The sequence below is a fragment of the Pararhizobium capsulatum DSM 1112 genome, assembly GCF_030814475.1.
Taxonomy (GTDB): Bacteria; Pseudomonadota; Alphaproteobacteria; order Rhizobiales; family Rhizobiaceae; genus Pararhizobium; species Pararhizobium capsulatum.
Genome location: NZ_JAUSVF010000003.1, coordinates 413,577 through 427,110, shown reverse-complemented (window position 1 = coordinate 427,110; position 13,534 = coordinate 413,577). Strand labels below are relative to the sequence as shown.

The window sequence follows — 13,534 nt, the reverse complement described above, 5'->3', positions numbered from 1 at the left end:
AAGAAAGACGCATCATGTCCAAGCTGACCAAAGAGATGATTTACGAGAAGATCTATGCCGGGTTTATCGGCAAGGCCATTGGTGTTCGTCTCGGCGCCCCGGTCGAGCCGACGATCTGGAGCTATGAGCGCATCCAGAAAACCTATGGCGAAGTCACGCGATATCTGCGCGACTTCAAAAATTTCGCCGCCGATGACGATACCAACGGCCCGGTCTATTTCATTCGTGCACTGCGCGACTACGGCTTGAAGGCGAGCGCTGCCGATGTCGGCCGGACCTGGGTGAACTATGCCGCCGAAGAGCACGGCATGTACTGGTGGGGCGGATTCGGCGTATCGACCGAACACACGGCCTATCGCAACTTGCGCGCCGGTATTCCGGCACCCTTGTCCGGCTCAATCGCCCAGAACGGCGCAGCCGTTGCCGAGCAGATCGGCGGGCAGATCTTCATCGATAGTTGGGGCTGGGTGCATCCCGGCGAGCCGCAGAAAGCCGCTGACGCCTCAGCCCGCGCGGCCAGCGTTGCCCATGACGGGGAAGGTTTGAACGGTGCACGTTTCTGTGCCGCTGCCATTGCCAAGGCATTCGAGGCGACATCGATCGCCGAAATCCTCACGGCCGCTATGGCGACCATCGATGCAAAATCCACCTATGCCCGCGTCGCCGAGGCGGTCATCGATTTCCACAAGGCCAATCCCGGCAACTGGCGCGCCTGCCGCGACATGCTCACAGCCGAATGGGGCTACGACCGTTATCCCGGCGTTTGCCACATCATACCGAACGCCGGCGTCACTGTGATGGCGATCCTTTACGGTGGCGGCGATCTGCCGCGCACCGCCGAGATCGCCACGATGGCCGGCTGGGATACCGACTGCAATGCGGGAAACGCCGGTGCCATCGTCGGTACGTTCCAGGGTGTGCAACCGGACTGGGATCGCTACAGGACCCCGATCAACGATTTCGTCGTCGCATCCGGCGTTGTCGGCTCGATCAACATTGTCGATATTCCGTCCTTTGCGCGAGAACTGACGGTGCTGGCGCTCCAGCTTCGCGGCGATGAGGTGCCGGCTCTCTGGCTTGAGGATTTCACCCGGCGCGGCATCCGCTTTGACTTCGATCTGCCTGGTTCTACTCATGGCTTCCGTACCGCTGGCTTCAACCAGGTCAGCGTCAAGGCATCTACCGAAAAGCATGTGGAAGGCTCTCGCGGCTCGCTTGAAATCCAGCTCGACCGGTTGGAACGCGGGCATGGCGGCCGCATCTTTTGGAAGCCGTTTTATCGGCGCGAGGATTTTGACGACGAGCGTTATCGTCCGATGTTCACGCCGTTGGTCGATGCAGGACAGAAGGTCTCGTTCAAGCTCTGGCTCGATCCATGGAACGGCGACGGGAATCTGCGTGTCGTCCCTTATGTTCGTCGCGCCATGTCCGGAACGATTGAGGAAGTCGGAGGCTGGCATGTGCCGGATCATCAGGGCTGGCAGGATTATGCGTTCACCATCCCGGAAGGTCGAGAAGCCATCGACGAGATCGGTATCCAGGTCGAATATTTCGGCAGGTTAAAATTCCTCGGCCGCCTATTCCTGGCCGATTTCAAGGTCGAGGGTGCAGGCCACACCGTTATCGATCCGTGCACTGAAGTGCAGGAATGGGGCGCAATTTCGCGCTTCACCTGGAACCGCGGCCACTGGTCCCTGCAAAATGGCCGCATTCACGCCCATACGGCCAGCGATGCCGATATCTGGACGGGGCACTACTATGCTCGCGCAGTTACTGTTCTCGCTGATATCCAACCTCTGGCAGGCGAGTCGCAACTTGTCACCGCGCGCGTTCGAGGGACCAGCCAGTTCTACGCCGCCGGGTTCGATGGCGACGATGTCGTGATCCTGAAGGAGGATTTCGGCACTACGGTTTTGGCACGGGCGCCGTTCAAGCGCGAGTTTGGCCGCAACTATGCATTCGGATTTTCGGTACTAGGCGATGCCTTGTCGTTCTCGGTCGACGGCAAAACGCTGATCGAGGCAAACGACGACCAATACATCCATGGCATGGCCGGCCTCCGCCTCGGTGCATTGGGGCGCATGAGCGTGGGCACGGTCGAGATCGTCGAGGCCGCCTGAGAAAGCTGAGCCCCTTCTGTCCACTTCTCAACACAGAGTAGGGTGGGGCGAAGGCAGTATTGCCGGATCAATCGGGAGGAACATGCATGTCTGAGATCGAACTCAGGAACGTCGGCAAGAGCTATGGCAGCCTATCCGTGCTCAACGATATCTCGCTGGATATGAGCAGCGGCGAATTTGTGGTACTGGTCGGTCCGTCGGGCTGCGGAAAGTCCACGCTGTTACGGATGATTGCCGGACTGGAGGATATCACCGCCGGTGAGATCACCATCGGCGGCAAGATTGTCAACGACATGCCGGCAAAGGAACGCGATCTTGCGATGGTGTTCCAGAGCTATGCGCTCTATCCGCATATGAAGGTCGCCGACAATATGAGCTTCGCGCTGAAGCTCGCCGGGGTTTCAAAGGCTGAGATCAGCCGTCGCGTCACGGACGCTGCTGAAATCCTCGGCCTTGAGCACCTTCTCGGCCGGCTTCCCCGCGAGCTTTCCGGTGGACAGCGCCAGCGCGTTGCCATGGGACGCGCCATCGTGCGCGATCCGCGCGCCTTCCTGTTTGATGAGCCTCTGTCCAATCTCGATGCCAAGCTGCGCGTCAAGATGCGCGGCGAGATCAAGAAACTGCATCAACGCCTGGGCAAGACGACGATTTACGTCACCCACGATCAAACCGAAGCCATGACCATGGCCGACACGATCGTAGTGCTGAACGGCGGCAAGATCGAACAGATGGGACCGCCTCTGGAACTCTACAGAAATCCGCGCAACCTCTTCGTCGCTGGGTTCATCGGATCGCCGGAAATCAACCTCCTGAAAGGCGTGGTCGACGGAGGGATGCTGCGGCTTGCCGATGGCACCAGGCTACCGCTGCCGTCCGGCACCCATCCGGTTCAGGGTCGTAGTGTTGTCTATGGCATCCGCCCGCAGCATATCCGTCTCAGCGATGAGGGCATCGCCGCTGGGATCGCACTGGTCGAACCAACAGGTGATACACAGGAAGTCACTCTCCGGCTGGCTGCGGCCGACATCACTATGGTGCTGGGTGACGACCCGCCACTCCTGCCAGGTGCGCAGGTCAGGATCGGTATCGACCCCGCCAATGTACTCCTGTTCGATGAAGCTTCCGGAGAGCGCCTCCAATGACCGGCTATTCGCGTAGACATTGGGATCCAAGTGCTAAAGGTCCCTTGGAGGGCATCAAGGTGCTCGATCTTTCGCGGCTAGTAGCCGGGAACATGCTGTCGCTGCAACTCGCCGATTTCGGCGCCGATGTCGTTAAGATCGAGTCACCCTCCGGCGACCCACTGCGCGACTGGAAGGATGACGGTCACTCGCTCTATTGGAAGACGTACAGCCGCAACAAGCGCTCGGTCGTCTTGAATCTCCGCCGGAAGGCCGACATGGACGCGCTCTGGTCGCTCATTGAGAGAGCTGATGTGTTTATCGAGAACTTCCGGCCGGGCACGCTGGAGCAGATGGGGTTAGCGCCGGACGTGTTGCATGCACGCAATCCGGATCTCATCATCGTACGCATTTCGGGTTTCGGCCAGACAGGACCCTACGCGCAATTGCCCGGCTTCGGCACGATCGTCGAGGGCATGAGCGGCTTTGCCTACCGCACTGGCTTTCCCGATCGCGAACCGGTCCTGCCACCACTCGCACTGGCGGACATGATTGCCGGCGTCTATGGCAGTTCGGCGACTGTCACGGCGCTGCTTGCCCGCGATCGTGGTCTTGCAAGGGGACAGGTCATCGATCTCTCGCTGCTGGAACCGATTTTCTCCGTGCTCGGCCCGGAATCCGCGATTTACAAAGTGACAGGGGTGATCAAGGAGCGCGTCGGCAGCGCCTCAAATACTGCAGCTCCGCGCAATGTCTACAAATGTCGAGACGGCAAATATGTCGCGCTCTCCGGCTCGACGCCGCAGGTGGCCCGGCGCATCTTTGAGATCATCGGCCGCGCCGACATGAACGATGATCCACGCTTTGCGACCAATTCGGATCGTGTCAAGAACCGGGCGCTGGTGGATGAGGTTGTCGGCGGTTGGTTCGCCGAGCATGATCACGACGAGGCGCTAGAGATCATGCGCAATGCAGGCGCAACCGTCGGGCCGATCTATAATGTTGCCGATGCTACGCGGGACCCGCACTTTGCCGACCGCGAGATCATCGTCAATGCCGAAGACTCCGAATTCGGTAGCCTGCCGATGCACAACATCGTTCCCCGGCTCTCCCAAACGCCAGGTGTCTGGCGCAAGCCCGCCCCCTCGCTCGGCGAACACACCGCCGAAGTGCTGGCCGAGGCGGGGCTGGAGTCAGCAATGATCGAAATCATCCTGGGGGAACAGTCATGAGGTTCCGCTCCTTGCTCTATGTCCCAGCCTCTTCCGAACGTTTCATCGCCAAGGCTCATGAGCGCGGTGCAGACGCGATCATCCTCGATCTGGAAGATTCCGTGGTCCCAGCCGAGAAGCAGGCTGCGCGCGAAAGGCTTTTGGACGCTGTTCCCATGGCTGGGCGCAACGGCGCCAAGGTCTTCGTGCGGATCAATTCCGAGCCGGGGCTACAGAAGGCGGACGCTCTGGCCGCCTGCCAAGCCGGTGCCTTCGGTCTTTACATCGCAAAGACACAATCACCGGACCAACTCCACATTCTTGCTTCCCACGTCGAGCCAATAGAACGACAGATCGGAAGGGACGAGATCAGCTTCGTGCCGCTACTGGAAGATGCCGGAGCAGTTCTCGAAGCGCGAGCGATTGCCCGCTTTCGACGCGTGGTCGGCCTTGCGACGGGCGGTGAGGATCTCGCAGCTGGTATGGGTGCGGAGCCACTTCCTGAAGTATTACGGCTTCCGAAACTTATGGTGCACCTCGCAGCCAAGGCCGAAGGGAAGCTATCGTTCGGCACGCTGAGCACGATAGCGGACTATAGCAATCTCGAGTCAGTTGGGGCCGCTGCGCGCGAAGCAAAAGCGCATGGCTTTGATGGCGCAAGCTGCATTCATCCGTCCGCGGTTTCCATTCTGAACGCGGCTTTTTCTCCGAGCGTCGAAAGAATTGCTTGGGCCCGTACTGTGGTCGAGGCCGCCGCGGCCGCGGAGGCGGGAGGGCGGGGTGCGTTTGTACTGGACGGCACCATGGTGGACGCGCCAATTGTTGCCCGCGCCCGCCGTATCCTCGATGAGGTGTCTCAATAAAGCGACTAAGGCGTGTGGCATCGGCTTCGCCGGCTCGATGATTGAACGGGGCATCGAGGACGCGCCTACACGATTTCAGACAGACCATCCACTGAAGCCCTCATCCCTTGGACTCTAGGGAAACGGCCTCATCAGAGCGAACCTGGAGGTTTCCGATGAACAGGCGTGAGACAAGTCCGTTGAACGGGGCCTTTAGCTTCGATCCAGACACCAAAACGATTTCAGTCAATGTTGAGGGCTTCGTCACTGTTCTCGGTCCGTTTAACAATGAGAATGAGGCGGCGGCGGCGGCACATGATTTCTGCGTGACGTTTGCGGCATTAATAGACACCGGCATGAAGCCATCGTGAAGTGCAAATCCTTAGTTCACCTTCGTCAAGACGAGATCGTTTGCAGCAAGGATGCCGACGCGGGCACCCGACCTATCAAACGGTGCTTCCCGAAGCTTCCCGGTCACTATCTTTGCCAGAAGGTGTTTTCCACGCAACCGCAAAACGAACCATTGGACCAACTTCGATTTACATGGGGCGCATGAGCCATGGAAAAACCTGAAGCCGAGAACGCTATTCGCTCCCTGAGTAGAATATGGTTTCGAACCCTGACAGATAAAGAAATGGACCATCCAAGCTATAGATCGTTCAAGATCTGGCTTCGACAGAACCGACACGGCCACTTCCTTCACTTCCACTCCGCAGGGGGCGCTGACCATGATGCTGGAGTGTGGTTCAATGAAGAGCTACGGCAGCGTTGGCGGTGGTGAATGTGGACGCCATTTTTGCGGTGGTGACACCGGTGGCGTCTGGTCGCGGCGAGCATTTTGACGCGGGCAAGAATGGCGACGACCGGTCAAACACGGACGTCGTCAAGAAATCCGTCAAGAAAGTCGGTAAAAGCCGCGCCACCCGGGGCTTGTCGGTGCGGCAGGCCAGCCTAAGTTCGCACGACGGTCCAACCGTCATAGGGGGGGTAATGACATGAGTGCAGACGTGACCACGTTCCAGGCCGAGGCGCTGGATGGCCGCTACCGGTTGCTGGTCGATGCCATCACGGACTATGCCGTCTATATGCTCGATCCGGATGGACACGTCAGTAGCTGGAACTCAGGTGCCAAACGGTTCAAGGGTTATACAGAGGCAGAGATCCTGGGTGAGCACTTCTCGCGTTTCTATACACCTGAGGATCGGCAGGCCGGCATCCCGCAGCAGGCTCTGGCAACTGCTGCGGCCGATGGTCGATTTGAGGCTGAGGGCTGGCGCATCCGAAAGGATGGCGCGCGCTTTTGGGCGCACGTCGTGATCGATGCCATGCGCGACCCCGGAGGCCAGCTTATCGGGTTCGCAAAGATCACCCGCGACCTGTCAGAGCGAAAGCTGGCAGAACAGGAGCTTAGGCGTAGCGAGGAGCAGTTCCGTCTGCTGGTCGAAGGTGTCACGGACTACGCGATTTACATGCTCACACCCGAAGGCAACGTGTCGAGTTGGAACGCAGGCGCACAGCGCATCAAGGGCTACGAGCCAAGCGAGATCATCGGGCAACATTTCTCGCGGTTCTACACCGAGGAGGATCGTGCTGCCGAGCTTCCGCGAAAGGCGCTCGAGATCGCCGCGACCGAAGGTCGGTTCGAGAAGGAAGGCTGGCGTGTCCGGAAAGATGGAACGCGTTTTTGGGCGAGCGTCATCATCGATGCGATTCATGCTGAGGACGGGTCGCTCATCGGCTTTGCGAAGGTGACGCGCGACGTCACCGAGAAGCGACAGGCTCAGGAAGCACTTGACCGCGCACAGCAGGACCTCTTTCAAGCACAGAAGATGGAAGCGGTAGGCCAGCTCACTGGCGGCATTGCGCATGACTTCAATAATCTTCTGACAGCCATCCTCGGCAGTTTGGAGATCGCCAAGAAGCGTGCGGTGTTAGGCCAGAACAATGCTGATCTCATCAACAACGCCATTCAGGGGGCGAAACGAGGCGCTTCGCTGACCCAACGTCTACTTGCGTTTTCGCGGAAACAGGATCTCAAGCTGGAAAGGGTCAATCTTGCAGAGCTTGTGCGGGAAATGGCGTCGCTCATCGAACGCACCATCGGTCCCGGCATCGAAATCGCCACGACGTTCCCGCTTGTGATGCCGCCGGTCCTGTCCGACCCGAACCAGCTCGAGAGTGCACTGCTCAACCTGGTGGTCAATGCTCGCGATGCAATGCAAGGCGGTGGGTGCATCTCCATTGAAGCCCGACGCCAAACGGTGGGTGCGGGACAGATCAAAGAACTTTCCACTGGCCACTACATCGTCCTCTCCGTCACCGACGAGGGCGAGGGGATGGACGTGGATACGCTCGAGAAAGCGGCGACGCCGTTCTTTACCACGAAGGGCGTCGGGAAAGGTACTGGCTTAGGACTGCCGATGGTTCAGGGCATTATGGCGCAGTCCGGCGGCGCCCTCGTGCTGCAGTCGCGCAAGGGGGAGGGAACGAGAGCTGAGTTATGGCTTCCTATCGCCGAGCCGGAAAAGACGGAAACGGCAGGTACACCGGAAAAGGCCGCTTCCACGCCGTTCCTGGAGCGATCGTTGACCGTACTCGCCGTCGATGACGATGCCCTCGTTCTCATGAATACTGCATTGATGCTGGAAGATCTTGGTCACGTTGCAATCGAAGCGCATTCCGGAAAGGACGCTCTCCGAATTCTGGAAAGCGGCTCAGTTCCAGACGTGATCATCACGGACCACGCGATGCCGGACATGACGGGCGTTGAACTGGCCGCACACGTGGCCGAGCTCTTTCCCGACGTTCCGATCCTGCTTGCAACCGGGTATGCAGAATTGCCTGATGGCGTCGGCACGGGGCTTCAAAGATTGTCTAAGCCCTTCATGCAGTCGCAGCTGAACGACGCTCTCGCGACCATACTAGACGTCCGGAAACCGTAGCGTTTGGGTGCAGGGGAATGCAACGGAGTGGTTCCCGCCATACAAGGTCCGCATATCCTTATGAAGGCGGCGCTCATCGTGGGAATATGCGGAGGGGAACTTTGACGAAACACAGGAAAACTAAAAGTTGACAGTCTGGCCGAGAGCCACTATCAAAGGTTTATCGATATTTTCTTGCTGAGCTTTGGTTACCGCGCGATTGGCACCGCGTTTTGAACGAACCCTCCCTTTAAAACAATCGCTATCATCATCCGCACCGCTTTGGCGTGGCGGTCATCTATATTGCTATGAAAGGGTTCATCATGACCACTGGCACAGTTAAATGGTTTAATTCCACCAAGGGCTTCGGCTTCATTCAGCCCGACAACGGTGGCGCGGACGCCTTCGTTCACATCTCTGCCGTAGAGCGCGCCGGTATGCGCGAACTCGTCGAAGGTCAGAAGATCGGCTTCGACCTGGAGCGAGATAACAAGTCTGGCAAGATGTCGGCTTGCAATCTCCAGGCAGCATAATCTGATATCTGCTTTCCTTTGACCACGGATGAACTGGCACTGCGAGAGCGAAATCCCAAGACGAGGTCAGGCAAAACTGCCTGGCCTTTTTTTTGCTCGGGCTGACGCTTCTCCCACGGCTTTTTCAAAGCGGGTATTCTAGAAAAATCTCGCCAGCCTGCTGAGATTGGCTTTGGCAACGTGGAGACGCAATCCTTCGCGAACACACGGCAATCGAGGAACTGGCACTGAATGCCAGTCCCAAGACGCTAAGGCGATCCGGCTTCGGAAGGCGGGGCTGACCAAGGAACGTGCTGCCCAGCTGCAGTCAGCACTGTGCTCGCCGCCGAATGCCCGCAACCAAGATGACGCACCGGCAATCGGGTCCTCTCATGCGGACAGCACTCCGGCCTGATGTCCGCTGGCGTCGCCCGTCCGGAACATCACAGCCTTGCCTATAACAAGCCGTTGGCGAGAAATCGCGTCATCGACATCCAACATTTCGCAGACAACGTGACGCGCTGCTTGTCACGCCGCACGCAACATAGGAGCATTTATGTTACAGGAAACCAAAGACTTGCAAGCAATCAACACTGCTTGGCAGATCGCCATCCAGGAAATTCTACGAATGGTGATCAGGGATATGTACCACGTCGGTGGAGAGGTCGCGTTCCAGACGCAGATCAAGCGTATAGAAGAGGCCGCAGTCGACAGCATCCATACAGACTTGAGGCTGCGAGGAACGGATGAATGGACCGAGGTACTCATCAAGGAGAGAGCGAGCAACTTCGTCACCACGCTACTGACTTCATTTACATACGACCGGGTGTAGCTTCGGTCCTTTGTCAGGGGACTGTATGGGCGAGGATACGAGTGCCGTGTTAGGCTTGCCTCAAGCGGGGGTGGCAGGGAGCGGCTCCAATTTGATTTGCAGTCAGTGTGTTGATGTTTTGATATTGGGGGATACATCATTACGCGCGTCTCTTTCCAGAAGATGCACCCAACTTACCTCAACGTTTTTTGCGCCTCGAATCAGAAGGTGAAGATGCCCAAACTGAAAAAGCCTTCCGTGGTCAGCACGGGAATTGCAGGACTTGACGAAATTTTGCGGGGCGGGCTTCCAGCGTCCAACCTGTATATGCTGCAGGGCGCTCCGGGATCGGGCAAAACGACGGCGGCGCTGCAGTTCTTACGTGCTGGTGTTGAGGCGGGTGAAAGCTGTATTTACGTCACACTTTCACAGACAGCTGCGGAACTGGAGGCGATCGCAGTATCCCACGGCTGGACGCTCGACGGCATCCGTGTCGAAGAGCTTTCGACCTCCGGAACAGTCAACGAGCCTGATGATCAGAGCATCTTCATGACTTCGGACCTTCGCCTGGATGAGACCCGAAAGGCGATCGAAGCCGCCATCGAGGAACACAAACCCCGGCGTCTCGTCTACGACTCCCTTCTTGAAATTCGCCTGATCACGGGCGACTCTCCTCGCTTCCGCCGCGAACTGATTGGATTCAAGTCATTCCTTGCCAAACAGAACGTTGTGGCGCTTTTACTCGACACGCAGACTGCTGGCGTCGAGCGCAGCGGCGAGGAAGTCGAGGGCCTCGCTCACGGCGTCATTCGTTTCGACAAGTCGCTAGAAGAATATGGCGGCATCCGCCGCCGGATCGAGATCTCCAAGATGCGCGGGGTGCCGATCGCCGACGGCTATCACGATATGGCCATTCGGGAAGGGTTGGGCGTCGTCGTTTTCCCGCGCATCATGCCGAGTACCGCCTCCGACACCGCTAAACCACACATGATCAAGTCCGGCGTTGCCGAGCTCGACGAAATGTTCGGTGGGGGTCAGGAGGCCGGCACCACGACACTGGTCATCGGGCAGTCTGGCACAGGCAAATCGACGATGTCATCGCTCTACGCGACGGCAGCACTTGAGCGCGGCGAAAATGTCGCGTTGTTTTTGTTTGAAGAGCGATTGGAAACGTTCTTTCGCCGCTCGGAGGGATTGGGTATGGAACTGCGCCAGTTCCACAAGGACGGCAAGCTGATCCTGCGCGATTTCAATCCCAACGAAATCTCGCCAGGTGAGTTCGGCCAGATCGTCCAGGACGCAGTGACGCAGAGCAAGTCGCGCGTTGTCGTGATTGATAGTCTCACAGGCTACCTCAACTCCCTACCACATCGGGACAAAGCCGTCCGCGATATCCAGTCGCTGCTGAAATACCTCGCCCGCTCCGGTGTGCTCACCATGCTGATCGTTGCCCAGCACGGGTTGCTTGGCCAGAACGTCGGCATCGATGTCGATGTCAGCTTCCTCGGAGACACGGTGCTTCTGCTCCGGATCATGGAGCACGAAGGGCGCTTGCGGCGAAACATCACCGTCGTGAAGAAGCGCCATGGCCCGCACGACCTCAATGTTCGCGAATTGCTGATTGAAAGTGGGAGCGTCAGCGTTGTCGCCTATAATCCTTTGCCCGATCCGAAATGAACGAAGTTCCGGTCGAAAGCGAGCTAGACTGGGTGCTCATCCTTGCCCCGTTTCGCAAGGATGCTGACTACATCGCCGCTTTCCTCCGTGAACAGGAGGTTGAGGTTCGTGCGGCGAAGGCCGATGACGATCTGATCCAGCACCTCGATCTGGCTCCGGGCGTTATCGTCATCACGCACGAAGCGCTCAAACCGGATGTCGTCGCAAAAATTGCCGAGCACCTGGCAAAGCAGGCCGACTGGTCAGAAGTGCCCGTCATTGTCTTGCTGGAACGCGCCGCTCCGATTGCCAGAATTCGCACCCAGTTGCAGTCCTCCTGGCCGGGGTCACGGCTGATGTTTCATATGCGCCCCATTGCGGCGCTGGAGCTTGTCAATGCGATTCAATCAAACCTCATCGTGCGGCTGCGCCAACGGCAGGTTCGGGATTCCATCGAGCGAGAAAAAGAACTGCGGCTCGAGCTCAATCACCGGGTGAAGAACATTCTGGCGAGCGTGACGTCGATTTTTCAGATGACGAAACGCGGAGCCACATCGCTGGAAGACCTGGACACCGAGTTCACAGGGCGGCTTCAGGCGCTCTCCAACGTCCATACCGCCGTCGTCGAGGCCGGGGGAGAGGAGGTATCTCTATATGCCGTCGTGGGCCTGACAGTATCGCCTTATAACCGCAGCGGCGCCAGCCGCATCGACGTTAGGGGTGCGGAGATCGTCGTCAGCCGCGAAGCCGGCACAACGATCGCACTGTGTCTGCACGAGCTCATAACCAACGCCATCAAATATGGCGCTCTTTCCGTCCCTGCAGGAAACGTCACCATCGCTTGGGATCTTGGAAAACTCGGTGAGCCTTTCCTTTCACTCGAATGGTGCGAGGTTGGGGGACCAACGGTACGAGAGCCGACCCGTTACGGCTATGGCAGCCGATACGTACGCTCGGCACTCGGATCGCTGTTTGGTAGTGCTCCCGAAATCGTCTTTGCGCCTACTGGCTTTCGCTGCAGGGTGGGCGGCCCGTTGTCGCGGTTGACGCCGCGGGATTGATAGCTTTGCGCGCGGCGCTCCGGATAGAATTTAAGGGCAGTACTGTTGGACGACGGTCATCGATGAAGTTTTACCTGATCCGCGATGGATCATTCATCCCGTCCAAGGGTTACTCCTTCTCGCGCCTCTAAAAGAAGAAATGTCCGGCAGAAGCAATGGGTGGTGAGGGATGGCATACAGCGGGACCGTGGTTCTTGTCGTCGAGGATGAGTTACTCGTCCGAATGGCAATCGTGATGTCGCTCGAGGACGAGGGATTCAGGGTGTTTGAGGCCTCCAATGCGGATGAAGCGATCGACATTTTGAATGCGCATCCTGAAATCCAGGTCATGTTTACCGATATCGATATGCCGGGTAGCATGGACGGTCTGAAGCTTGCCTCAGCAGTGCGCGACAGGTGGCCGCCCGTCAAAATCATCGTCACCTCAGGTCATCATTATTTGAACGATCAAGCGCTGCCAGTCGAAGGTCGATTTTTCAGCAAGCCGTACAACCATTCCCAGATTGTCAGCACAATCACGGCAATGGCGGCGACAAGCTAGCGGTGCCATCCCGGGCAAGCCAGCCCCCCCTTTCGGACGCGTGAATAGCAGGGCGATCCTTCGCAAGCCGTCTGGTTCCGACCTTTGATGAGGACTAAGGGCGGGGGAAACTTCAAGAAGACCCGCCGCCTCAGGCGACTTCGTAGAGAAGGTCGAAGATCAGGGCAGCAAGCACGCCGGCTTCCACATCGGTTAAATATGCAGCCGTCTCAATTGCAATTGCTGAGGCGTCGTCGCGATCGACGGCAATCAGGTCGAGAATTCTCGCAAACTTGATCGTCAATTCAGTGTCACTCGCGAACTCATCGAGTGTCACAGCCAGTAAACTTTCGGTCGCGTCAGCCAACCTGACTTGAATACTGTCAGGCGAAGTGGAAAGGGCTCGGACAGCATCGAACAGGTGCGCTCGGGCGTTCGGATATTTGACGTCCATAGTTTGTACCTTTGAATTGAGCAAGCCCGGACGTGCGGCTCAGAGTTGGGTCTACGATCTTGATCATCGGTGGTCAATCAAAACTCCAGCCGACGTGGTCCTGGGTAAGAAATCGTCACGATGGTAGAGGGTTGAAAAACAACGTGGCAAACCGAACTGGCGGTCGGGCCAGGGGTGTTCGACGGCCGAAATGGATGAGTAGGCGCGGATCACCGCGCTCAAAGGTTGCGTCTGACAGTGCAGAGTTTGCCCGTGAACACCGTCGTGCAAATGGACGAAACCCTTTTCATGGCAAGGCCCCTACG

Annotated in this window: 13 protein-coding genes; 12 read left to right on the top strand and 1 reads right to left on the bottom strand. The window is 58.1% G+C overall.

Translation table 11 applies throughout. The features are described from left to right. Nucleotides 1-14: 14 nt before the first annotated feature. From QO002_RS27210 to QO002_RS27155, 12 genes are all read left to right on the top strand, one after another. Entirely contained in the window at nt 15-2,120 is a 2,106-nt protein-coding gene (locus QO002_RS27210) for an ADP-ribosylglycohydrolase family protein (protein ID WP_307235856.1), read from the top strand. An 86-nt stretch (nt 2,121-2,206) separates the two neighbouring features. Beyond that, nucleotides 2,207-3,262, top strand: a complete 1,056-nt coding sequence (locus tag QO002_RS27205) for an ABC transporter ATP-binding protein (protein WP_307235854.1) — start codon at nt 2,207-2,209, stop codon at nt 3,260-3,262. Beyond that, complete coding sequence (locus QO002_RS27200) at nt 3,259-4,473, top strand: CaiB/BaiF CoA transferase family protein (protein ID WP_307235852.1); 1,215 nt, start codon at nt 3,259-3,261, stop codon at nt 4,471-4,473. Before QO002_RS27205 ends, QO002_RS27200 begins: the two co-directional genes overlap by 4 nt. Continuing rightward, nucleotides 4,470-5,315, top strand: a complete 846-nt coding sequence (locus tag QO002_RS27195) for an HpcH/HpaI aldolase/citrate lyase family protein (protein ID WP_307235850.1) — start codon at nt 4,470-4,472, stop codon at nt 5,313-5,315. The genes QO002_RS27200 and QO002_RS27195 overlap by 4 nt, the downstream gene beginning before the upstream one ends. 155 nt (nt 5,316-5,470) lie before the next feature. Next, nucleotides 5,471-5,665: a hypothetical protein gene (locus QO002_RS27190; protein ID WP_307235847.1), complete on the top strand. Its 195-nt coding sequence runs from the start codon at nt 5,471-5,473 to the stop codon at nt 5,663-5,665. A gap of 397 nt (nt 5,666-6,062) precedes the next feature. Continuing rightward, nucleotides 6,063-6,293: a hypothetical protein gene (locus tag QO002_RS27185; protein WP_307235845.1), complete on the top strand. Its 231-nt coding sequence runs from the start codon at nt 6,063-6,065 to the stop codon at nt 6,291-6,293. Next, nucleotides 6,290-8,236: a hybrid sensor histidine kinase/response regulator gene (locus QO002_RS27180; protein WP_307235843.1), complete on the top strand. Its 1,947-nt coding sequence runs from the start codon at nt 6,290-6,292 to the stop codon at nt 8,234-8,236. Before QO002_RS27185 ends, QO002_RS27180 begins: the two co-directional genes overlap by 4 nt. A 302-nt stretch (nt 8,237-8,538) precedes the next feature. Continuing rightward, nucleotides 8,539-8,748 carry a cold-shock protein gene (locus QO002_RS27175; RefSeq protein ID WP_045016315.1) on the top strand — a complete coding sequence of 70 codons (210 nt, stop codon included), beginning with the start codon at nt 8,539-8,541 and terminating at the stop codon, nt 8,746-8,748. 535 nt (nt 8,749-9,283) lie between these two features. Then, a complete protein-coding gene (locus tag QO002_RS27170) occupies nt 9,284-9,559 on the top strand; it encodes a hypothetical protein (protein WP_307235840.1) in 276 nt (91 codons plus the stop codon). Nucleotides 9,560-9,772: 213 nt separating this feature from the next. Further along, complete coding sequence (locus tag QO002_RS27165; protein WP_307235838.1) at nt 9,773-11,215, top strand: DUF7125 family protein; 1,443 nt, start codon at nt 9,773-9,775, stop codon at nt 11,213-11,215. Next, a complete protein-coding gene (locus QO002_RS27160) occupies nt 11,212-12,255 on the top strand; it encodes a sensor histidine kinase (RefSeq protein WP_307235835.1) in 1,044 nt (347 codons plus the stop codon). Before QO002_RS27165 ends, QO002_RS27160 begins: the two co-directional genes overlap by 4 nt. Before the next feature lie 169 nt (nt 12,256-12,424). Further along, nucleotides 12,425-12,796 carry a response regulator gene (locus QO002_RS27155; RefSeq protein ID WP_307235833.1) on the top strand — a complete coding sequence of 124 codons (372 nt, stop codon included), beginning with the start codon at nt 12,425-12,427 and terminating at the stop codon, nt 12,794-12,796. Between the two features lie 130 nt (nt 12,797-12,926). On the opposite strand, the gene QO002_RS27150 is transcribed toward QO002_RS27155, so the two are convergent. Next, nucleotides 12,927-13,229: a hypothetical protein gene (locus QO002_RS27150; RefSeq protein WP_307235831.1), complete on the bottom strand. Its 303-nt coding sequence runs from the start codon at nt 13,227-13,229 to the stop codon at nt 12,927-12,929. Nucleotides 13,230-13,534 lie beyond the last annotated feature (305 nt).